A 21,059-nucleotide genomic window follows, 5' to 3' on the forward strand; every position below is an offset into this window, starting at 1 on the left:
CGAAGCTGAGTGCTTGACGGTTGCCGGCGCCCCCCTTTGGCGGCTGTCGGTGTGGCCGCAAAAGGGGTTGAATCTATGCGTTTCCTGTCGGTTTCCCGCGCGATGATCGGCGTATCACTGCCGGTCCTGGCTCTTTCGGGCTGCGCTTCGGGCGGGAGCGCGCCCAATCTGCCCCCGGCGTCCTTCGTTTCGACGCAGGAGGGGCCGGGCGAGGAATATGTGATCGGGCCGCTCGACGACCTCACCATCTTCGTCTGGCGCAATCCGGACCTGGGCGCGAAGGTGCAGGTGCGACCCGACGGACGCATCACCACCCCGCTTATTTCCGACATGCCCGCGGTCGGCAAGACCCCCAGGCAACTGGCTGACGACCTGAAGGTCGCGCTCGGCAAATATATCGAAAATCCGCTGGTGTCGGTGATCGTCAACAATTTCTCCGGCACCTTCAGCCAGCAGGTGCGGATCGTCGGCGCGACGGAGAAACCCGCCTCCATCCCCTATCGCGCCAACATGACGCTGCTCGACGCGATGATCTCGGTCGGCGGCCTCAGCGAATATGCGGCGGGCAACAAGGCAAAGCTGGTCCGCTACAACAAGGAAAACGGCAAGCAGCAGGAATATCAGGTCCGCATCGGCGACCTGCTGAAGCGCGGGGACAGCAAGGCGAACGTCATGCTGGCGCCCGGCGACGTCATCATCATTCCCGAAAGCATGTTCTGACATGGCGGCGCTGGTCGACGAACTGCTGGTCATCCTGTATGGGCTCTGGCTCCGCCGCTGGCTGGCGCTGGGGGTGGCATGGGGCGTGTGCCTGCTCGGCTGGCTGGGCGTGGCGCTCATCCCCAACAGCTATGAATCCAAGGCGCGGGTCTATGTGAACACCCAGTCGCTGCTGGAGGACAAGGTGGGCATCACCCAGGTCCAGGCGCAGCAGGATCTGGATCGCCTGCGCCAGACGCTGGCCAGCACCGCCAATCTGGAACGGGTGGTCAAGGAAACGGACCTCAACCGGACGGTTGACGGGCCGCGTGACCTGGCAGCGAAGATCACCAGGCTGCGCGAGAACATCACGGTGATGGCCCAGCTTGACCCCAGCATGATCGACATCAGCGCCACCTGGGCCGACTCCGGCCTGTCGGATGGCGCAAATGCGCGCATTTCGCAGCAGATCGTGCAGAAGCTGGTCGACATCTTCCAGGAAACCAACCTTTCCTCCGACAAGGTGGAGACGAGCCAGAGCCTCGCCTTCCTCGACCAGCAACTGGCGGCGCGGGGCAAGCAGCTTGCCGCCGCCGAACAGCGCCGCGTGGACTTTGAGCAGCGCTATGCGGGCATGCTGCCGGGCGCGGGGTCGATCGGCCAGCGCATGGACGCCGCCCGGTCGGAGATCAACAGCATCGATTCGCAGCTCGTGCAGGCGCAGAGCGCGCTGGCGGCGATGAACGGGCAGCTTGCCGGCACGCCGCAGACCTTGCCGGGCGTCGGCGCTTCGGGCGGTCCTTCGGCCCTGGCGCAGGCGCAGGCGGATCTTGCGTCGATGCGGGCGCGCGGCTTCACCAACAGCCATCCCGACGTGATCGCGGCCCAGCGGCAGGTGGACCTGCTGCGCGGTCAGGGCGGCGGCAGCGTGGGCAGCACTCCCAATCCCGCCTATCTCTCGATCAGGTCAATGCAGGCGGAACGCGCCGCGACGGTGCAGGGGCTGTCCGCCCGCAAGGCGCAGTTGCAGGCCGACCTCAACGCCATGGCTTCGCGCCAGACCGATGAGCCCGGCCTCGCCGCCGAGCAGGAACGGCTCGACCGCGACTATCAGGTGCTCAAGACCCAATATGACAAGTTGCTGGCCGACCGCGAGGAAATCCGCCTGCGCGGCGATGTGAAGTCGGAAACCGGATCGGTCCAGTTCCGCGTGATCAATCCGCCCAGCCTGCCGACCGCTCCCGCCGCACCCAACCGGCCGCTGCTGTTGCTGGGGGTGCTGATCCTGGGACTGGGCGCGGGCGTCGGCACGGCCTTTGCCGTGGCCCAGCTCAAGGGCGGCTTCCCCAATGCGGCGCGGCTGGAAAAGGCGCTGGGCGTCGCCGTGATCGGATCGATCAGCCAGACCGTCAACGCGGCGCAACTCGCGATGGAAAGGCAGCGGATGAAGTGGTTCGCAGGCGCCAGCGGCGGCCTGGCGGCGCTGTGCCTGCTGCTGATCGTCATCGAATTCGTCCAGCGCGGGTTGGCCTGAGGAGGGACTGGAAATGAACAAGCACAAGTCCCTTTCCGGCGGATCGCTGATCGAGCGGGCGACCGAGATCTACGATTTCAGTGCGGCCCTGCGTGGGCGCGCGGCGCCAGCGGTCGAGGTTCCGGCGGGCGAACCGGTGGTGGAGGTCGCACAACCTGCGGCCCTTGCCGTGGACACGCCTGTCCCCGGCCATCGCGCGCCGGACTGGACCGGGCCGGTCCAGCCGATCGACCGCATCGCGCTGGTCGAGGCGGGCTATCTGCTGCCCGACGGTCCGGTTACCGCGATGAGCGAGGAATTCCGGCTGCTCAAGCGTGACCTGCTGGCGGAACTGGCGGGCAACAACCGCGGAAACCGGGTGCTGATCTGCTCCGCGCATAGTGGCGAAGGCAAGAGCTTCTGCGCGATCAATCTGGCGCTCAGCCTCGCTGCGGAGAAGGAGCGCGAGATCCTGTTGGTCGACGCCGATTTCGGCAAGCCTGCCATCCCTGAGGCGCTGGGTCTGACGGCGGGGCCGGGCCTGATGGACGCGCTGGCCGATCCGGCCATCGCCATAGAGGATATCGTGCTGCGCACCGATATCCCGTCCCTGTCCGTGCTTCCTGCCGGGCAGCGGAGCAATAACGACACCGAATATCTCGCTTCCGCGCGGACGGAAATGCTGCTCAACCGGCTGACCGAGGGACGCCCCGACCGCATCATCCTGTTCGATTCGCCCCCTTTGCTGGCCGCATCCCCGGCGGCGGTGCTGGCGAGCCACGCCGCCATCGCGCTGCTGGTCGTGCGCGCGGACAGGACGACCGAAAGCGCGCTGCGCGACGCGGCCGGTCTGCTCAAGGGCGCGTCCCAGGTGAAGCTGCTCCTGAACGGTGTGAACTTCGCCAGCGGCGGACGGCGTTTCGGTAGCTATCACGCATATGGCCATGATGCGGAGCATGGTGGCTCATGATCTCCCGCATTGCCCTTCTTCTCGCGGGGATGGCCCTGGCCTCGCCCGCGCTTGCACGCGATGAGGAGCGCAAGGTCGACGTCTCCCCCTATCTGGGTGTCGACCAGGTCGTGGTCGCGCCGATCCAGGGCGGCGGCGACGTGCTGACCTATACCAACGTCACCGCGGGCGTGACGGCCAGCGTGCAGACCCGACGGCTGGAAGCAGCGGCGGACGTGCAATATGCGCACAGCTTCGGCTGGGGCGAAAACCTCAGCGATCAGGATATCATCAGCGGTATCGTCAGTGGCCAATATGCCCTGGCGCGCGGGCTGACGCTGAATGCAGGTGGATTGGCGACGCGGGTCCGTACAGACGGGTTTTCCGGCGCTTCGGTGCGCAATAACGGCTATAGCAGCCAGGTCTATGCCGGCTATGTCGGCCCGTCCTATGTCACGCGGCTGGGCGATCTGGACGTCAGCGCCTCCTACCGGCTGGGCTATGCGCGGGTCGAGGACGACGTGAATGTCGACTTCCCCGGCGCGCCGCTGGGCAGAGGATTTGCGGAATCGACCACCCATGACCTGATGGGTTCTGTCGGCGTCGGGCCGGGGGTGTGGATGCCGCTGGGCCTTGTCGCCAGCGCCGGCTACAGCCGGGAGGATGCGAGCCAGCTCGACCAGCGGTTTGAAGATAAATGGGCGCGGCTTGACGCGACCCTGCCGGTGTCGCCCACGCTCGCCCTGATTGGCGGCGTCGGCTATGAGAAGATGGAGATAAGCCAGCATTCGCCCTTGCTGGACGCCAACGGCGTGCCGGTGATTTCCTCCGGCGGCCGCTATGTCACGGACGGCAGTTCGTCCCGCCAGCTCATCTATGATTTCGACGACATCATCTGGGATGTCGGCGTCCTCTGGCGGCCCAGCCACCGCACGTCGCTGACCGCGCGCGTGGGCGAACGCTACGGCGGCATGACCTATTCCGGCAGCTTCATCTGGCAGGGACGCGACAAGTCCTTTGCCCTGGTGGTGTTCGACGGCATCGACAGCTTCGGACGGGTCATCACCTCCGATGTGGCGGCGCTCTCGGGCAGCAACCTCAATGTCGTGCGCAATCCCTTCACGGGCGATTTCACTGGCTGCGCTTTCTCGACCACTGGCGGCGGCCAGTGCTTCAACGACGCGCTGGCGGGTATCACCGGCGCCAATTTCCGCTATCGCGGCGTCGCCGCGCAGTTCGCCGCGGAACGCGGACCCTGGGGCTTGGGCGTGGGCCTTGGCTATTCGCAACGCAAATTCGTGACGCCTTCGGGCGAAACCGTGCTGGTGCGCGGCACGAGGGACCAGAACTGGTACGGCAACGCCTCTCTCACCTACCGGATGGACAGCCATTCCAGTATCGATACGGCCGTCTACGCCAATTATTTCGACGCCAGCGGCAACCGGCTGGATGTGCTGAACCTGGGCGCCTTCGCCAGCTATTACCGGCTCGTCACGCGCAATCTTCAGGCGTCCGCCTCCGTCGGCGTGGACAGCGCCAAGGCGGACAAGCTGGACGCCGTCATCAACGCCATGGGCCAGCTTGGCCTTCGATACACATTTTAAGCCAATGCCCCGTCGGGTGGAGAGATAGATATGTACGATCAGTTCTACGGATTGCAGGGACGCCCGTTCCAGCTGACGCCGGACCCGCATTTCTATTTCGAGAGCGCGACGCACCGCAAGGCGCTGTCCTATCTGGGCTATGGCCTGGCCCAGGGGGAGGGCTTCATCGTCATCACCGGCGACATCGGCGCGGGCAAGACGACGCTGGTCGGTCACCTCATGAATACCATCGATCCTTCGCGGCTGACGGCGGTGAAGGTCGTCTCTACCCAGGTGGAGGGCGACGACATGCTGCGCCTTGCCGCGCAGAGCTTCGGCCTGGGCGTGGACGGCATGCCCAAGGCGCAGATACTGAGGCAGATCGAGGCTTTTCTCCATGCGCAGGCACGGGCCGGCAAGCGGTCGCTGCTGATCGTGGACGAAGCGCAGAATCTGCCAATCTCGGCCATTGAGGAATTGCGGATGCTCTCCAATTTCCAATTGGGTGGGCAGTCGCTGTTGCAGATTTTCCTGCTGGGCCAGCCGGAATTTCGCGATCTGCTGAAATCATCGGAACTGGAGCAGCTTCGCCAGCGCGTGATCGCCACCCATCATCTGGAACCGATGATGCGGCGGGAGGTCGAACCCTATATCCTGCATCGCCTGTCGCTGGCCGGATGGCAGGGCGACCCGCAATTCACGGCGGAGGCTTTCGCCGCCATCTATGCCGCAACGGGCGGCGTGCCTCGCCGGATCAACGTGCTGGTCAGCCGCGTTTTGCTGCTGGGCGCGCTCGACCAGCTTTCGGTGATCGATGCTGAGGTGGTATATGCGGTGGTGAATGACATGGGTGCGGACACGGACGTGACCCCCGAACCGATGGCGCGCAACGTGCTGGACGAGGCGGAGGAGCTGGCGGACATGCCTGCCGCTGCGCCTGTTGCGGCCGATCCGATCGTGTCCGAGGAGGTCGCGGCCTTGCGCGCAGAGGTCGACGCGCTGCGCGCCGCCCGGCCCGATCCGTCCATGCACCTGCTGGACGAGATCGCCTCTCTGCGAGCCGAGATCGACACGCTTCGGGCTGAGAACGACTTTGCCCGCAGCGCGCCGAGCGTCGATCCCGAAGCGCTCAAGGATTGCTTCGCCCTCGTCGAGGAACGGCTTTCCACGCTGGAATTCCGGGTGACGGAACAGGACACGGCACTGCGCCGGGTACTGACGCTGCTCGTCGAGTGGGTCGAGCGCGAGGAAAGGCTGGGCGAGGCGCAGCAAAGCGCCGCCGCCTGACCGGACTCATGCGGAACGCCCTATCCGTCGACGTCGAGGACTGGTTCCAGGTCGGCGCCTTTGAGCATACGATCCGGCGCGAGGATTGGGCCAGTCTGGCCCATCGGGTCGAGCACAATACCGATGCGGTGCTGGCGCTGTTCGAGGAGGCAGGGGTCCACGCGACCTTCTTCACGCTCGGCTGGGTGGCGGAGCGCTATCCGGCGCTGATGCGGCGCATTGTCACGGCGGGGCATGAGGTCGCCAGCCATGGCTATGACCATAAGCGGGTCTTCACCTTCGACGGAGCGCAATTCCGCGCTGATCTGCGCAGGTCGCGGGCGATATTGGAGGATGCGACCGGTCAGGCGGTGACCGGTTATCGCGCGCCCAGCTTTTCCATCGACCGGCGCAACCCCTGGGCCCATGAGGTGCTGGCGGAGGAAGGCTATACTTATTCCAGCAGCGTCGCGCCGATCCGGCATGATCATTATGGCTGGCCCGAATCGCCCCGCTTCGCCTGGAGGCCGGTCAAGGGATCGCCGCTCGTCGAATTGCCCGTGACCACCGCGAAGTTTGCCGGTCGGACGCTGGCGGCTGGCGGCGGCGGCTTCTTCCGGCTGCTACCCTATGGTTTTTCGCGCTGGGCTATCCGGCAGGTGAACCAGCGGGAAGGTCGACCGGCGATCATCTATTTTCATCCCTGGGAAATCGACCCTGACCAGCCGCGCGTCGACGGCGCGCCCTTGCGCTCGCGGGTGCGGCATTACAGCAATCTGTCGGTCATGGCGGCCAAGCTGCGCCGCCTGACGCGGGACTTTTCCTGGACCCGCGTGGATGCGCTGGCGGCGCAGGAAGTGGAGCGGGCAGCATGATGGCGGGGGAGATGCTCGTCACGACGTTGAATCTCGCCGATCCGGCGCAGCGGGCGGCAGCGGATGACTTCGTGATGGCGCATCCGGCGGGGACGCCCTTTCACCGGCCCGCCTGGTTGACGGGCGTGGAGCGGGGGACGGGCAATCGGGCACATATGCTGGCCGCCGTGGCTCCTTCCGGGGAGGTGGTCGGGCTGCTGCCGCTGCATCATGTGAAGAGCGCCCTGTTCGGCCAGGCCCTGGTGTCTTCGGGCTTTGCCGTCGATGGAGGGATTCTCGCCAGCGACCCGGCGGCAGTGCCTGCGCTGGCGGCAGCCTGCGAGGGCATGGCGCGGGACGGCGGCATCGCCTCGGTCGAAATTCGCGGCGGACCGGTGCCGGGCAGTGACTGGACGCTGCATGAGGACAGCCATCTTGGCTTTGCGCGGCCTATCGCGGCGGACGATGAGGCGGAACTGCTCGCCGTGCCGCGCAAGCATCGGGCGGAACTGCGCAAGGCGCTCGCCAACGATGCGCTGCGCGTCGAGATCGGGCGGGAAGCGCGACATCGGCAGGCGCATTACCGGGTCTATTCGGAAAGCGTGCGCAATCTCGGCACACCGGTCTTCCCGGCGCGGCTGTTCCGCGAGGTGCTGGCGGCCTTTGGCGAGGATGCCGATATATTGGTCGTTCATGACGGCGATCGGCCGGTTTCGGCGGTGCTGACCCTCTATCATCAGGGGCGGGTCATGCCCTTCTGGGGCGGGGGTATCGCGGACGCGCGGCGGCTGCGATCGAACGAACTCATGTATTACCGACTGATGGGCCATGGCCGCGCGCGGGGCATGCGCATCTTCGACTTCGGCCGTTCCAAGACAGGCAGCGGCCAGGCGGCCTGGAAGAAGAGCTTCGGCTTCGACCCTGTTCCGCTTTCCTATCATAGCTGGTCGTCCACGGGCGAGCGGCGGGACATCAATCCCAACAGCCCGCACAATCAGCGGCGGGTCGACCTCTGGAAGAAGCTGCCCTTGCCGGTCGCCAACCTCATCGGGCCGCTTATCGCGCGAGGGTTGGGATGAGGGGAGACATTCTCTTCCTCTGCCATCGCATCCCCTTCCCGCCGGACCGGGGCGACAAGATTCGGTCCTTTCATCTGCTCAAGCGGATGGCGGAGGTCGCGCCCGTCCACGTCGGCTGCTTTGCCGACGATGCGCGGGACATGGGCTTTGCCGCCGACATGGCGAAGATCGCCGCCAGCCAATATGTGCTGATGCGCGACCGCTCGCGCATCCTGGCTGGCCTCAAGGGGCTGGTGCAGCGCCAGCCCCTGCTGGTTTCATTGTTCGATCATCCCGACCTGCATCGATGGGTCGCGACGACGCTGGCGGAGCGGCCTATCGCGGCGGTGGTTACCTATTCGGCGCAGATGGCGCATTTCGTGCCGGTGCTGGCGGACGGCGTGCGCTTCGTCATGGATTTCGTGGATCTCGATTCGGCCAAATATGCCGCTTATGGCGCACAAGGCTCCGGTCCCATGGCGTGGATCAACCGGCGCGAAGGACGCATGCTGCTGAACTTCGAGCGGCAGGTGGCGGAGCGCGCCGACCTCTGCGCCTTTGTGAGCGAGGCGGAGGCGGAGCTGTTCCGGCGTGCAAGCGGTCTGGGGCCGGATCGCATCGTCGGCATCGATAATGGCGTCGCGCTGGATTTCTTCGATCCCGCAGCGGATTTCCCCGCCGTCGATCGGCCCGAGGGGCGGCTGCTCGTCTTCACCGGCCAGATGGACTATCGTCCCAATGTGGAGGCGGTGGAGAGCTTCGCCCGCGAAACCCTGCCCGCGATCCGTGCCCGCTGTCCGGAAGCGATTTTCGTCATTGTCGGCCGCAATCCGACGAAATCGGTGCAGGCGCTGGCGGCTTTGCCCGGCGTGATCGTGACCGGCGCCGTGCCTGATGTTCGCGGCTGGCTGGCGGCGGCCGACGTGGTGGTGGCGCCGCTGCGGATCGCGCGGGGTATCCAGAACAAGGTGCTGGAGGCGATGGCCATGGCGCGGCCCGTCCTCGCGTCGCCCCAGGCTGCCGAAGGGATTGACGCCCGCGATGGCGAGCATCTGCTGATTGCCGCTGACCCCGCGCAGGAAGCGGGGAAGATCCTTGCTCTGCTCGCCGATCCGGCCCATGCCGCGCGCCTCGGCCGTGCGGCACGATCGCGGATGGAGGAGCGCTACCGCTGGTCCGCGACGCTGGCGAATCTGCCGGACCTGCTGTTCGGATCGTCGGAAGCCGACGACGCGAGGGCCGCGTGATGGAAGACGCGCTTCAAATACGGCGGGAGGTAAAGCTGTCAGGCTGGCGTGGTCATCTGACCGCGCTTGCCATCATTGCCGGCACGATCCTGGCGTTGTTCCACCGCGACCTGCTGGGCATGATGGCGATCTGGTGGACCGCATCGACCTACGGGCATTGCCTGTTCATCCCCATCCTGGTCGCATGGCTGGTGCAGCAGCGTTTGCCGGGCCTGCGCCGGCTGGAGCCGTCGGCCTGGGCGCCGGGGCTGCTCTGGCTGGGGCTGGGCGTATTTTCCTGGATGCTGGGCGCTGCGGCGGGCGTGGCCGTGGTGCGCCACGGCGCGCTGATCCTGATGTTGCAGGGTTCGGTGATCGCCTTGCTGGGCCCCGCCGTGACGCGGGCGTTGCTCTTTCCGCTGTTCTACGCCTTTTTCATGGTCCCCTTCGGTGAGGAAATCGTCGCCCCTCTCCAATTGCTGACCGCGCATATCAGCATGGTCCTGCTCCATCTGACCGGCGTTCCGGCGCAGATGCAGGGCATCTTCATCACCACGCCCAATGGCTATTTCGAGGTGGCGGAGGCCTGCTCCGGCGCGAAATTCGTGATCGCCATGACGGCCTATGGCCTATTGGTCTGCAATGTCTGCTTCACCAGCTGGCGGCGACGGATCATTTTCATGGCGGGCGCGCTCTCCCTGTCCATATTGGCCAACGGGGTGCGTGCCTTCGCCACCATCTTCGTCGCTGAAGTGACCACCATCGATGCGGCGGCCGGTTTCGATCATGTGGTTTATGGCTGGCTGTTCTTCGCCATCATCATGACGATCGTGATGGCAGCCGCCTGGCCATTTTTCGACCGGCAGCCCGGCGATCCCTGGTTCGATCCCGAACGATTGCGCGGTGAAGGCCATTCTTCGCCCGGCATCCTCGCCGGCGGCGCGCTGGCCATGATCGTGGCCGCGCCGCTATGGCTGGCGACGAGCGGCATGGCCGGCGCGCCGCTTGCCAGTCCGCCCGTCATGCCGGACGTGAAGGGCTGGACGCGGGTCGATGAGCCGCCGCTTTCTTCATGGCGGCCGCGCTTCGATGGCGCCGATTATCTGGCGATGGCAAGATATGGCAACGCGGTAGGGCAGGTCGTCGATCTCGCCATCGCGACCTTCGACCGGCAGGATGAGGGGCGCGAACTGGTCGGTTTCGGTCAGGGCGCCGCCGGAGCAGATAGCGGATGGACCTGGTCGCAGCCCGCCGCGGCGCCCGACGGCGCGCGGGGTGAGCAGATCACCGGGCCCGGCCGGACGGTGCGCCATGTGGTCAGCTTCTATGTCGTGGGCAACGGCCAGCCCACGGGAAGCGCTCATCTGGTCAAGCTGGAGACGATGAAGGCGCGCATCCTGGGTCGCGACCAGCGCGCCGCCGCGGTGCTGGTTTCGGCGGAGGAACGGGCCGGGCGCCCTTCGGATGCCGCCATCGCCTCCTTCCTTCATGATTTGGGCGATGTGAAGGATTTGGCTGACCGCAGCCTCCGAACCCGCTAAGACCCGTCGAATGTGCGGAATAGCGGGCATTTTCCATCTTGAAACAGCCAAGCCGGTCGATCCGGCGCGGGTCGGGCTGATGCTGGATGCCATGCCCTGGCGCGGACCGGACGACAGCGGCATCTGGACCGCGCCGGGCATTGGGCTGGGCCATCTGCGCCTCTCGATCATCGACCTGGGCAGCGGCGCGCAACCTATGCTGACGGAGGATGACAGCTTGGCCGTCGTCTTCAACGGCGAAATCTACAATTTCCGGGAGGTGCGCGCCGAACTGGAGGCCAAGGGCCATGTCTTCCGCACGCATAGCGATACGGAAGTCATCCTGCACGGCTATCGCCAATGGGGCGAGGCCTGCGTCGAGAAGTTCAATGGCATGTTCGCCTTCGCCCTGTTCGATGCGCGGGCGCAGGCGCTCTGGCTGGTGCGCGACAGGCTTGGCGTGAAGCCGCTCCATTATGCGCTGCTGTCGGACGGCAGCCTGATCTTCGGATCGGAACTCAAGAGCCTGCTCGCCCATCCGCTTTTGCGGCGCGCTCCGGACCTGTCTGCGGTCGAGGATTATCTTGCTTTTGGCTATGTGCCCGATGACGCCTGCATGGTGGCCGGCGTGCGGAAGCTGGGCGCGGGCGAGACGCTCCGCATCGTGCGTGGCCGGCCCCTGCCGCAACCGCAGCGCTACTGGGACATCAGCTTTGCCGATCGCAGCAGCGCGAAGCCGGAGGCGCTGGAGGAGGAACTGGTCGCGCTGATGCGGCAGGCGGTGCGATCCCGCATGGTGGCGGACGTGCCGCTGGGCGCCTTCCTCTCGGGTGGGGTGGACAGCAGCAGCGTCGTCGCGCTGATGGCGGAGGCGTCGAAACAGGCGGTCAGGACCTGCACCATCGGCTTCGACGTCAAGGAACTGGATGAAACCGCCTATGCCGACAGGGTTGCGCGGCGCTTTGCCACCGATCATCGCACCCGCATCGTGTCGCCGGATGATTATGGGCTGATCGACACATTGGCGCTCCATTTCGACGAACCCTTCGCCGATGCCTCGGCGCTGCCGACCTATCGGGTGTGTGAACTGGCGCGAGAGAAGGTGACGGTGGCCCTTTCCGGAGATGGTGCGGATGAGGCCTTTGCCGGCTATCGGCGGCATCGTTTCCAGATGCAGGGGGAGCGACTGCGCGGTCTGATCCCCGCTTCGGTGCGGCAGCCCTTGTTCGGAACCCTGGGGCGCTGGTATCCCAAGGCGGACTGGGCTCCCCGGCCCCTGCGGGCCAAATCGACCCTGCTCGAACTGGCGGGGGAGGGCGGGGAAGCCTATGCCGCGTCAGTCGGGGTGACGCCCCATGCCCTGCGGCAGCGACTGTTCAGCCAGGATATGAAGACCCGCCTCGGCGCCTATCGGGCGGAGGATCGCTATATCAGGACGATGGCGCAGGCGCCGGCACGCGATCCGCTCGACCGCGCGCAATATGCGGACATGCGCATCTGGCTGCCCGGCGACATCCTGACCAAGACCGACCGGATGAGCATGGCCGTCAGCCTGGAAGCGCGGGAGCCCCTGCTGGATCACCGGCTGGTCGAGTTCGCCGCCCGCCTGCCCGTGGCGCAAAGGATTCGCGGGAACAGCGGCAAATATCTGATGAAGAAGGCGATGGAGCCCTTCCTGCCGCAGGACATACTCTATCGCCCGAAAATGGGCTTCGTGACCCCGATCAGCGCATGGTTTCGCGGCCCGCTGGCGGGTGAAGCGACGGCGATCGCGGGCGGCTCCGCTCTGGCCCGGACGGGGTGGTTCGATCCGCGGGTGCTGGGGAAGGCGGCGGCGGACCATAAATCAGGGCTGGCCGATCATGGGCGGCTGCTGTGGCAATTGCTGATGCTGGACAAGGCTTTGATGCGATTGTTCAGCCTCTGATGCGGGATCGCCCTATGACGGGGCTGCGCGCCGGGCGGGTGGCCGATCAAATCCTTGCAAGCCGTGCGAAGCAGTGCCAACGGGACGGACACGCCAAGCTGATCAGGGTCCATAAGTGACAGTCTCCAAGGAAATATTGCGGGTGCGCCTGTACCTGCTGTGTCTGCTGGGGGACATGGCGGGACTTTTCCTGTCCTTCCTGCTCGCCAATTATCTGGTGCTGGGCGCATGGCTGGGCGAACCGGGCAAGCCGCACGGCATCGTCATGTTCGCGATGATCGCGCCGATCTATGTGCTGCTGGGGGTGCAGGGCGGCGCCTATGGCATCCATATGCTGGAAAACCTGCGGCGCGGCATTTTCCAGGGGTTGATGGCCTTGGCGCAGGCGGCGATGCTGATGCTGTTGATCGTCTATCTGGGCAAGATCGCGGAGCAGCTTTCGCGTCTGACCTTCATCGTCGGGTTGGGGATATCGGCGGCCGGCGTGGCGACCGTGCGGCTCGCCATCGGGCGGCTGAGCGCCCATCTGCTGGGTGAGGTGCCGCATCTGACCGTGGTCATCATGGACGGGGTGGCGATCGATACCGGTCCGCACATGCATTTGATCGAGGCCGCCGCTGCCGGCCTGCATCCAAAGGGGCATGATGCCGACATGGCCGCCAGGCTGGCCGCCGCCGTCGGCATGGCGGAACGGGTGATCGTCGCCTGCCCGATGGATCGAATGGACGACTGGTCGGTGGCCCTGAAGTCCCTGTCCGCGCGGGGCGAGATAGTGGTGCCGGAACTGCTGCGTTTTGCCCCCGCGCGGGTGGATGAGTTCGACGGCCAGCCGACGATCATCGTCGCGGGCGGGCCGTTCCAGTTTCGCGACCGCCTCATCAAACGATTCTTCGACATCATCGTCGCGACGGCGGCAACCATTGCGCTGTCCCCGGTGCTGATCGCCGCTGCGCTGGCCGTGAAACTGACCAGTCCCGGTCCGGTCATCTTCCGCCAGCCGCGGATCGGGCGGGATGCCCGGCCGTTCAACATCTACAAATTCCGTTCGATGCGGACGGAGGCAAGCGACCGGAAGGCCGACAAGTTGACCACGCGCGACGACGATAGGGTGACGGCCGTGGGCCGTTTTCTGCGCAAGACCAGCATCGATGAGCTGCCGCAACTGTTCAATGTCCTGCGCGGCGACATGAGCATCGTCGGCCCGCGCCCTCACGCCGCCGCCGCCAAGGCCGGTGACAGCCTCTATTGGGAAGTGGACGAGCGCTATTGGGAGCGGCATTGCATCAAGCCGGGCATGACCGGGCTGGCGCAGGTGCGCGGTCATCGCGGTTCTACCGATGATCATCAGGATCTGATCGACCGGCTTCAGTCGGACCTGGAATATGTCACCAAATGGTCGATCTGGCGTGACCTGCGCATCATCGTCGCGACCATTGGCGTGCTCGTGCATCACAAGGCTTATTGAGAGGTGGGCCTATTGATGGACCGGACCGATCTGATCGCGACCCTGGCGCTGCTGTTGTCTCTGACGGCGGTGGCATGGCCGTTCCTCTTCTATCCGCTGGTTCTGCGCCTGCTGCCCACCCGGCCGGAAAAGCCGGTGGCAGGGCCGGCGCCGTCCGCCTCGCTGCTTTTCTGCGCCTATAATGAGGCAGGGGCGATGCCGGAAAAGCTGGCCAATCTGGCGATGCTGAAGGCGCGCTACCCAAAGCTTGAAATTCTCGCCTTCGACGATGGTTCCTCGGATGAGACTGCCGCGCTGATCGCGGCGCAGGGCGATCTGGTGACGTTGCTGCGCGGTCCGGGCCGCAGCGGCAAGGCGCATGGCATGAAGCTGCTGGCGGCGCGGGCGAAGGGCAATGTGCTGATCTTCACCGACGCCAATGTGACGCTGGACGCCGATGCGATTGAGAATCTGCTGGCGCGTTATGCCGATCCGGAGATCGGTGGCGTGCTGGGGTCGCTGCACTATATGGGCGATGGGGACAGCGCCACAGCTTCGGTCGGGTCGCTCTACTGGCGGATCGAGGAATGGTTGAAAGACGAGGAATCGCGCACCGGCAATGTGCTGGGGGCCGACGGCTCGATCTTCTCCATCAGGCGCACGCTTTATCCGGAATTCCCTGACAGCGTGCTGGACGATCTGACCGTGTCGATGGCGGTCGTCTTCGCGGGCAAGCGGCTGGTGAAAGCGAAGGACGTGATCGCCCGCGAAAGGCTGGTGGCGGCGCGCGGTGACGAATATCGCCGTAAGGTCCGCATTGCAGCCCGCGCCTGGCATACCCACAGCCATTTGCGGCCGCAGTTGCGACGGATGCGCGCGATCGACAGATTCAAATATGCCTCGCGCAAGATCGTGCGGTGGTTTGGCGGGATCTTTATCCTGACGGGCATCGTTGCGGCGGGAACGTTGGCGATGCGGATTTCGCCGACGCTCTACATGGTCTGCGGTCTGGCTGGCGTGTTCATCCTGTGGCGGGGGCTGCGTTCCAGGGGCGGACCGTTTGCGGCGATAGTGGATATCGTGATCGCCTATTTCGCGACATTGCAGGGCGTCGTGAAGGCGATGACGGGGCGTACCGTGACGATCTGGAATCCAGCCAAGTCGCGCTGATCGGTGCTTCCCCGCCCATTGGTGCGCCCTGCGTGGACGACGGGCCAAAGGATCAGCAGCGCACGGAATGAATCGCTCGCCAAAATGGCGGCATATTGTATAGGCCGGTGCCAACTGCTTTTTGGAGCCAAGGCGTGATCACTTTCCAGCGGGTGGCGAAAGCCGCCGGCAAGCATCTGACCCGCAGCCTGTTGGCCGTGCGCAGGGCTCTGGGCGCGCGGGCGAACCGGGGCTGCCCGGCCTGCGGGCAGGCGGTGGTGGGATTTTTCCGTTATGGTGACAATGCCGAATGGGGATGTCCGAACTGCGGCGCTTCCCCGCGCGAACGGCTGATGAACCATCTGATCGCGGGCCATGTGCTGACCGTGCCGGAACAGGGCGCTGTGCTGCACATGGCGCCGAATGAAGGCAGTCTGGTACGCCGCTTTTCCACCGCCGCCGATTATACGCCCGCGGATCTCGATCCCGGCCGCTACCATGTGCCGAACATGCAGCGCGTCGACCTGATGGCGCTTGATGCCAGCGATCGCTACGACCTCTTCTACGCCAGCCATGTGATGGAGCATGTTCCCGACGATCATGCCGTGCTGCGCAACATCCATCGCGCGCTGAAGCCCGGTGGAGAAGCCTGGTTGATCGTGCCATTATGGGACAGGCCGACCGAGGACGGCAGCTTCGACATGCCGCCGCGCGAACGCGAGCGGCGTTTTGGCCAGTGGGACCATGTGCGGCAATATGGCCTGGATTTTGCCGACCGCATCCGGGGCGCGGGCTTTGATCTGGAGGAGATCGACGCCAGCGCCATCGATGCTGATACGCGGTATTTTTATGCACTGGACGACCGGCTGTTCCGCGCCCGCAAGCCGCTCGCGACCGGCGCCCGGTGAGCATGCCGCCCGGCAGCGCGCTCGCCCGGATGGAGGGGTCGGCGCGCATCCTTGCCCTTATCAAGCTGGCCAATGTCGGGCTGACGCTGGTCTGGGGCTTTGCCGTCACCTATGTCTTCGTGCGCGCCCTGCCTCTGCGTGAGTTCCAGTCCTTCCTGCTGCTGGTCGCGTTCGGCAATTTCACCATTTCCGCCGAGTTCGGCCTCACCAGCATCATCTATGCCCGCCTGCGCCGGCATTGGCTGGGCTTGGGTCAGGATGAGGCGGGGGGCTTCCGCCTGGAGGAAATGGGCGTCCTGTTCCTTTTCCTCGGCCTGCTGATCCTCGGCGGTTTCGCGATTTTGCTGGTCGCGCTGGCGATCGGCGGATTGCACACGGGCATGCCGCTGCTTTTCCTGCTCTTCTTCCTGTCGGCCTGTCTCAACCTGCCCGCGCTGCTCGCCAAAAGGGCGCTTGCGGCGGTGGACGGCAATTTCCTCTGGGAAGCGCTGGATTGCCTGCGCCGGGTGATGACCATCGCGCTGCTGCTGTTCATCCTGCAAGGACTGGACCCGCGTGCCTCTGTTGCTCTGCAACTTTGCGTCAGTATGGTGGTGATCGGCTATGCCATCGCCCTGGTGCATCGACGCCTCGGCATGGAGACGCGGCACTGGCTGTCCTTCGGGGTCGGTGGCGGCCATGTCAGGCGCCATTATCTGCGGGACATCGGCGCCTCGGCCGCCTTCACCATTTCCGAAATCCTCGCCTATAACGCGCCTTATTTCACCATCGCCGCCGCAACCCTTGATGCACGGCCGATGCTGGTCTTCGACTTCTTCTTCAAGATGTCGCGTTCCCTTTCCATGCTGGTCAGGGCGACCGTGGAGGCCGCATTACCTCGCATCACCCGCGCCTTTCATGCGGGGGAGACAGGTCGCCTGCGACAGTTGATGGTGCGAGCGCTCGGGGTGGCATTCTTCTTTGCGTTCGGTGCTTCGGCGGCCTTGCTCCTGTTGGGCGAATGGTTGTTCGCAAAGCTGTTCGATGGCCGCGCGTCGATCGACCGGGTCGAACTGCTGCTGATCGGCGGCGCGCTGCTGGCGCTAGCCCTGATCTGCGTGTCTGTCTATGTGCAAGGCGCGCTGGGACGGTTCACGCTGTTGCTTGGCCGGTCCTTGCCCTTCCTCGCTGGTTCGCTGCTCAGCGTGCCGTTGGCCAGGATATTCGCGCCGGAACGGTTCGACCTGCTGTTCCTGATCCTCTACACGCTGACCCTGTTTGTCGCCGCGTTCATCCACGGCCTTTCCCTGCGGCATCTGCTAGGGAAGAGCGCATGAAGGTCGCGATGTGCGATCCGTCGCTTTTCACTGGACGCTATGACGACAGTCTTTGCGCGGCGCTGGCGGCGGCTGGCATGCACGTAGCCCTCCTTGGCCGTCCGATGCGGGCCACGGATGCGATTGCGCCGAACGGCTATCGTTACGAGCCGCGCTTTTTCCGTCGGAGCGAAGCTCTGCGCCTGCGCATGGGGGAAGGGCAGGCCTTCCGCCTGCTCAAGGCGGCGGAATATGGGCTGAGCTGCATGCTGGGCGACCTGACGCCGCTGACGCGTGCGGATGTCGCGCATATGCAATGGCTGCCGCTCGCGCCTGCCGACCGGATCATGCTGCGGCGGTTGAAGGGTGGCACGGCACTGGTTCACACCGTGCATAATGCCGATGCCTATCATGCCGATGCCGGGGTGCAGGGCAGGGGGTATCACGGCCTGCTCGACATGTTCGATGCACTGATCGTGCACGGGGGAACGACCAGGGAGGCGCTGGAACGTCAAGGTGTCGATCCCCGACGCATCCATATGACGCCGCACCCGCCGATGCGACTGGCAACGGCCGGGCCGCAGGATCTGGCGCAAGTACCGGACCCGGTTCTGCCGCGCCTGCTCTTTTTCGGGACTATCCGGCCGTATAAAGGCGTCGACCTGCTGCTGGAGGCGTGCCTGTCGCTCTGGCGCGCAGGGCATGGTTTCGAACTGGTTCTGGCGGGCAAGCCCTTCATGGACATCGCCCCATTGCTGGACAGCGTCCACGCTGCGGGCTTTGGCGACCGACTGATCCTCGATCTCGGCTTTCTTGCCGAACAGCGGCTCGACGCGCATATGAAAAAGGCGGACATATTGGTCTTCCCCTATCGACATATCGACAGCAGCGGCGCTTTCCTGTCGGCCCTGCACCATGGCAAGGCGATGGTCACGTCCGACGTCGGCATGTTCGCCAGCTTGCCGGAGGAAGTGGCCGTCAGAAGCCCGGCCGGCAATGCGCGCGCCCTTGCGCAAGCCCTCTTGCCCCTCGTAGAAAGCGCGACCATCAGGCAGGCTTTGGGCGCGCAGGCGCAGACCTATGGAGATTCAATGGGCAATTGGAAGGACATGGCCCTGGCCACCATCGCCATCTACCGCAGCGTGACCGGGAAATGAGCCGCTATATCCGGGAACTGCGTGATCGGGCGCTGGCGGTGCGGCTGGCGCTGGCAGGGCGGGTGCATCAATATCCGGAAATTCAGGCGCTGCGCCGTTTCCTGGGCGCCTTTGCCGTGGATTGCGTGTTCGACGTGGGCGCCAATCGCGGTCAATATGCCACGATGCTGCGCAAGGATGCGGGCTTCGGTGGCACGATATTGTCCTTTGAGCCCAATCCCGAGATATTTTCCGAACTGGAGCGGAATGCGTCATCCGACCGACAATGGCATGTGTTCAACATGGCCCTGTCGGATTTCGATGGCATGGCCAGCTTCAACATCATGGCGGCCGACCAGTTCAGTTCGCTCAGGAAGCCGGCGGGGGAACAGGACGCCATTTTCGCCGACCGCAACAGGGTGACGCGCACGGTCGACATGCAATGCCGCCGGTTGGAAAGCCTGCTGCCGGAACTGAAACGCGCCCATGGCTTTGCCCGACCCTTTCTGAAGATGGATACCCAGGGGCATGACCTGTCCGTCTGCGAAGGTGCGGGCGAAGTGCTTCGCGACATGGCTGGCGTGCAGACGGAACTCGGCGTCCGGCCGATCTATGAGGGTGGCACCAGCTATCGCGCGATGATCGACTGGGTGGCGGAGCGCGGCTTCCTCCCCTCCGCCTTCTTCGCCAACAACAAGGGGCATTTTCCCCTTCTGGTCGAGATGGACGGGATTTTCGTCAATCAGGCGCTGTTGCCGCGGGAAGGCTGATGGTCGTTCCCGCGCGCCCGGTCAGTGCCACTCGCCTGCTCCTTGCGGGGGCGATCGGGCTGACGCTTTGGCTGGGCGCAACCTTCCTCTGGCATGTGACCTACAGGCAGGGGATCAGCCTGGCGGTCATCCTGTTCCTCGACCAGGATTTTCCGGCGCTTCTTGGCGCGTTGCTGCTGCTGACGCTGGCCGCGCCCTTTGCGGAGGGTCTGGGCTGGCGCCTGCCACTGCCGCGCGCCCGGACAATGGTGCCGCTGGTGCTGGTATTCGGTCTGGTGGCATGGGCGGGCCATTACTGGCTGTTCCAGGACTATTCCATTTCCCGCGACGAGGAGGTCGCCCGCTTCGCCGCCGCTTACATGCGGGAGGGTTTCCTGGCCCGCCCGATCCCGATGGAGTGGGAGGCCTATCGCCGGGCGATCATGCCCGAATTCTTCTCTCCCTTTGGCGCGGCGGATTATTGGACGGCAGCCTATCTGCCGGTGAACAGCGCGATCCAGGCGTTGTTTTGGCAGTTGGGCGACCCCAATCTGGCCGGGCCGGTGCTGCTGATGGCCGGGCTGTTCGCGCTGTGGCGGGTGGCGCTGCACCTCTTCCCGGACAGGCCCGATGCGGTCTGGGTGACGATGCTGCTGGCGCTGTCGTCGGCTCAGCTATGGGTCACGGCGATGACGCCCTACGCCATGACCGGGCATTTCGCGCTCAACATGGTCTGGCTGGCGCTGGTGCTGCGCGGTGGGCCGATCGGTCATCTGAGCGCGGGCGCGATCGCGCTGATCGCGGCCGGCCTGCATCAATGGCACTTCCCGCCGATCTTCATCGCGCCCTTCATTCTCTGGATGCTGCTGGGCAAGCGGTGGAAGGTCGCGATATTCCACATCCTTGTGTTGGCGGCCATCGTTATCGTCTGGGCGAAGCTCTGGCCCGCCTTCCTGACCCATGTGTTGGGGCAACCCACCGACGTGCGCCCTTCTGCGGGCGTGGCGGACAAGGTGGGCAGCCTGTTCGAACGGCTGGGCGACCGCTGGCAGCCGCTGGTGAATCTCAGCCGTTTCGCCGCCTGGAACAATATATTGATGGTGCCGCTCGCCACTCTGGGCGTGTTCGCAATGCGCTGGCGCAAGGCGATCCGGGGGCAGGAGATCGCGCTGCCGTTGGCGCTGGGCTGCTTCGCGGGATGCGCGCTCGCCCTGGCGCAGGGCTATGGCTGGGGCTATCGCTATGCCCACGGCTTCATCGGGCCTTTCTGCCTGTTGGCGGGCCTTGGCTGGGCGCGCTTCCGTACCGGCGCCCTGCGACCCATATTCGTGGGAACGGCCTTGACCTTGCTCAGCAGCGCTTTTCTGGTGTGGCGGACGCACAGCTTCGTTGCGCCCTATGCGGCAAGCCACAGGATGATCGACGCATCCAGGGCCGACGTCGTGTTGGTCGATCCGCGCGGCGGGCTTTATGTGACCGACCTGGTGCGAGGACGCAATGGCGTACCGGGCAAGCCGATGGTGATGAACCTGGGCATGCTGACGCTTGAGCAGGTCGACAGTCTCTGCAGGAATTATGTGGTGGAGTTGTTCGATCGCGCTGAGTTTCGGCCGCTTGGCGTGCCGTTGGCGCGCTGGAATCTCGGACGCATGGACGCGCTGCGCGCGCACATGAAGGAAGAGGGTTGCGACAAGCCGGTGCAGCCGCCGTTGCCGGAGACGGAGGATGAGGCGTTCAACGCGGCGGGAGATGTGTTGTAAGGGCGATGCGTGCCCGTGGCCGG

At 65.2% G+C, this 21,059-nt stretch carries 17 protein-coding genes; all 17 read left to right on the plus strand.

The window, feature by feature from the left end:
- Window positions 1–75: 75 nt before the first annotated feature.
- The 17 genes from MRBLMC3_RS15830 (at window position 76) to MRBLMC3_RS15910 (ending at window position 21,036) form a co-directional block, all read left to right on the plus strand.
- Window positions 76–720, plus strand: a complete 645-nt coding sequence (locus tag MRBLMC3_RS15830; RefSeq protein WP_133654088.1) for an XrtA/PEP-CTERM system exopolysaccharide export protein — start codon at window positions 76–78, stop codon at window positions 718–720.
- A 1-nt stretch (window position 721) separates the two neighbouring features.
- The gene (locus MRBLMC3_RS15835) at window positions 722–2,233 is read left to right on the plus strand and encodes an XrtA system polysaccharide chain length determinant (protein WP_363830334.1); all 1,512 of its coding nucleotides are present in this window, start codon (window positions 722–724) and stop codon (window positions 2,231–2,233) included.
- A 13-nt stretch (window positions 2,234–2,246) separates the two neighbouring features.
- Window positions 2,247–3,182 (plus strand): P-loop NTPase, encoded by a 936-nt coding sequence (locus MRBLMC3_RS15840; RefSeq protein WP_363756379.1) that lies wholly within the window; start codon window positions 2,247–2,249, stop codon window positions 3,180–3,182.
- Window positions 3,179–4,765, plus strand: coding sequence for a hypothetical protein (locus MRBLMC3_RS15845; RefSeq protein ID WP_363830336.1), 1,587 nt, complete (start codon window positions 3,179–3,181; stop codon window positions 4,763–4,765). Before MRBLMC3_RS15840 ends, MRBLMC3_RS15845 begins: the two co-directional genes overlap by 4 nt.
- Window positions 4,766–4,795: 30 nt before the next feature.
- Complete coding sequence (locus tag MRBLMC3_RS15850) at window positions 4,796–6,031, plus strand: XrtA/PEP-CTERM system-associated ATPase (protein WP_363830339.1); 1,236 nt, start codon at window positions 4,796–4,798, stop codon at window positions 6,029–6,031.
- Window positions 6,032–6,039: 8 nt separating this feature from the next.
- Window positions 6,040–6,885 carry an XrtA system polysaccharide deacetylase gene (locus tag MRBLMC3_RS15855; protein WP_363830341.1) on the plus strand — a complete coding sequence of 282 codons (846 nt, stop codon included), beginning with the start codon at window positions 6,040–6,042 and terminating at the stop codon, window positions 6,883–6,885.
- Window positions 6,882–7,943 (plus strand): FemAB family XrtA/PEP-CTERM system-associated protein, encoded by a 1,062-nt coding sequence (locus tag MRBLMC3_RS15860; RefSeq protein ID WP_363830343.1) that lies wholly within the window; start codon window positions 6,882–6,884, stop codon window positions 7,941–7,943. Before MRBLMC3_RS15855 ends, MRBLMC3_RS15860 begins: the two co-directional genes overlap by 4 nt.
- The gene (locus MRBLMC3_RS15865; protein WP_363830346.1) at window positions 7,940–9,169 is read left to right on the plus strand and encodes a TIGR03087 family PEP-CTERM/XrtA system glycosyltransferase; all 1,230 of its coding nucleotides are present in this window, start codon (window positions 7,940–7,942) and stop codon (window positions 9,167–9,169) included. Before MRBLMC3_RS15860 ends, MRBLMC3_RS15865 begins: the two co-directional genes overlap by 4 nt.
- Window positions 9,169–10,689: an exosortase A gene (gene xrtA, locus MRBLMC3_RS15870; RefSeq protein ID WP_363830349.1), complete on the plus strand. Its 1,521-nt coding sequence runs from the start codon at window positions 9,169–9,171 to the stop codon at window positions 10,687–10,689. The genes MRBLMC3_RS15865 and xrtA overlap by 1 nt, the downstream gene beginning before the upstream one ends.
- Window positions 10,690–10,699: 10 nt before the next feature.
- The gene (locus tag MRBLMC3_RS15875) at window positions 10,700–12,595 is read left to right on the plus strand and encodes an XrtA/PEP-CTERM system amidotransferase (RefSeq protein WP_363830352.1); all 1,896 of its coding nucleotides are present in this window, start codon (window positions 10,700–10,702) and stop codon (window positions 12,593–12,595) included.
- Between the two features lie 175 nt (window positions 12,596–12,770).
- A complete protein-coding gene (locus MRBLMC3_RS15880) occupies window positions 12,771–14,060 on the plus strand; it encodes a sugar transferase (RefSeq protein WP_414714657.1) in 1,290 nt (429 codons plus the stop codon).
- Between the two features lie 15 nt (window positions 14,061–14,075).
- Window positions 14,076–15,209 (plus strand): glycosyltransferase, encoded by a 1,134-nt coding sequence (locus tag MRBLMC3_RS15885; protein ID WP_363830358.1) that lies wholly within the window; start codon window positions 14,076–14,078, stop codon window positions 15,207–15,209.
- A 134-nt stretch (window positions 15,210–15,343) separates the two neighbouring features.
- Complete coding sequence (locus MRBLMC3_RS15890; RefSeq protein WP_363830361.1) at window positions 15,344–16,096, plus strand: class I SAM-dependent methyltransferase; 753 nt, start codon at window positions 15,344–15,346, stop codon at window positions 16,094–16,096.
- Between the two features lie 2 nt (window positions 16,097–16,098).
- Window positions 16,099–17,412 carry a hypothetical protein gene (locus tag MRBLMC3_RS15895; RefSeq protein WP_363830462.1) on the plus strand — a complete coding sequence of 438 codons (1,314 nt, stop codon included), beginning with the start codon at window positions 16,099–16,101 and terminating at the stop codon, window positions 17,410–17,412.
- Window positions 17,409–18,548: a glycosyltransferase family 4 protein gene (locus tag MRBLMC3_RS15900; RefSeq protein WP_363830364.1), complete on the plus strand. Its 1,140-nt coding sequence runs from the start codon at window positions 17,409–17,411 to the stop codon at window positions 18,546–18,548. Before MRBLMC3_RS15895 ends, MRBLMC3_RS15900 begins: the two co-directional genes overlap by 4 nt.
- On the plus strand, window positions 18,545–19,297 hold the full coding sequence (locus MRBLMC3_RS15905; RefSeq protein ID WP_363737024.1) for an FkbM family methyltransferase: 753 nt from the start codon (window positions 18,545–18,547) through the stop codon (window positions 19,295–19,297). The genes MRBLMC3_RS15900 and MRBLMC3_RS15905 overlap by 4 nt, the downstream gene beginning before the upstream one ends.
- Window positions 19,297–21,036: an MFS transporter gene (locus tag MRBLMC3_RS15910; protein ID WP_363830366.1), complete on the plus strand. Its 1,740-nt coding sequence runs from the start codon at window positions 19,297–19,299 to the stop codon at window positions 21,034–21,036. The genes MRBLMC3_RS15905 and MRBLMC3_RS15910 overlap by 1 nt, the downstream gene beginning before the upstream one ends.
- The last annotated feature ends 23 nt before the right edge of the window (window positions 21,037–21,059 follow it).

The sequence above is a fragment of the Sphingobium sp. LMC3-1-1.1 genome (assembly GCF_040676285.1).
Lineage (GTDB): Bacteria > Pseudomonadota > Alphaproteobacteria > Sphingomonadales > Sphingomonadaceae > Sphingobium.

Bases quoted from the DNA above. Each gene is read 5' to 3' on its own strand.
- MRBLMC3_RS15910 (WP_363830366.1), top strand. From the start codon at position 19,297: ATGGTCGTTCCCGCGCGCCCGGTCAGTGCCACTCGCCTGCTCCTTGCG.
- MRBLMC3_RS15855 (WP_363830341.1), top strand. From the start codon at position 6,040: ATGCGGAACGCCCTATCCGTCGACGTCGAGGACTGGTTCCAGGTCGGC.
- MRBLMC3_RS15905 (WP_363737024.1), top strand. From the start codon at position 18,545: ATGAGCCGCTATATCCGGGAACTGCGTGATCGGGCGCTGGCGGTGCGG.
- MRBLMC3_RS15865 (WP_363830346.1), top strand. From the start codon at position 7,940: ATGAGGGGAGACATTCTCTTCCTCTGCCATCGCATCCCCTTCCCGCCG.
- MRBLMC3_RS15885 (WP_363830358.1), top strand. From the start codon at position 14,076: ATGGACCGGACCGATCTGATCGCGACCCTGGCGCTGCTGTTGTCTCTG.
- MRBLMC3_RS15860 (WP_363830343.1), top strand. From the start codon at position 6,882: ATGATGGCGGGGGAGATGCTCGTCACGACGTTGAATCTCGCCGATCCG.
- MRBLMC3_RS15875 (WP_363830352.1), top strand. From the start codon at position 10,700: ATGTGCGGAATAGCGGGCATTTTCCATCTTGAAACAGCCAAGCCGGTC.
- MRBLMC3_RS15880 (WP_414714657.1), top strand. From the start codon at position 12,771: ATGGCGGGACTTTTCCTGTCCTTCCTGCTCGCCAATTATCTGGTGCTG.
- MRBLMC3_RS15830 (WP_133654088.1), top strand. From the start codon at position 76: ATGCGTTTCCTGTCGGTTTCCCGCGCGATGATCGGCGTATCACTGCCG.
- MRBLMC3_RS15835 (WP_363830334.1), top strand. From the start codon at position 722: ATGGCGGCGCTGGTCGACGAACTGCTGGTCATCCTGTATGGGCTCTGG.
- xrtA (WP_363830349.1), top strand. From the start codon at position 9,169: ATGGAAGACGCGCTTCAAATACGGCGGGAGGTAAAGCTGTCAGGCTGG.
- MRBLMC3_RS15840 (WP_363756379.1), top strand. From the start codon at position 2,247: ATGAACAAGCACAAGTCCCTTTCCGGCGGATCGCTGATCGAGCGGGCG.
- MRBLMC3_RS15895 (WP_363830462.1), top strand. From the start codon at position 16,099: ATGCCGCCCGGCAGCGCGCTCGCCCGGATGGAGGGGTCGGCGCGCATC.
- MRBLMC3_RS15845 (WP_363830336.1), top strand. From the start codon at position 3,179: ATGATCTCCCGCATTGCCCTTCTTCTCGCGGGGATGGCCCTGGCCTCG.
- MRBLMC3_RS15850 (WP_363830339.1), top strand. From the start codon at position 4,796: ATGTACGATCAGTTCTACGGATTGCAGGGACGCCCGTTCCAGCTGACG.
- MRBLMC3_RS15900 (WP_363830364.1), top strand. From the start codon at position 17,409: ATGAAGGTCGCGATGTGCGATCCGTCGCTTTTCACTGGACGCTATGAC.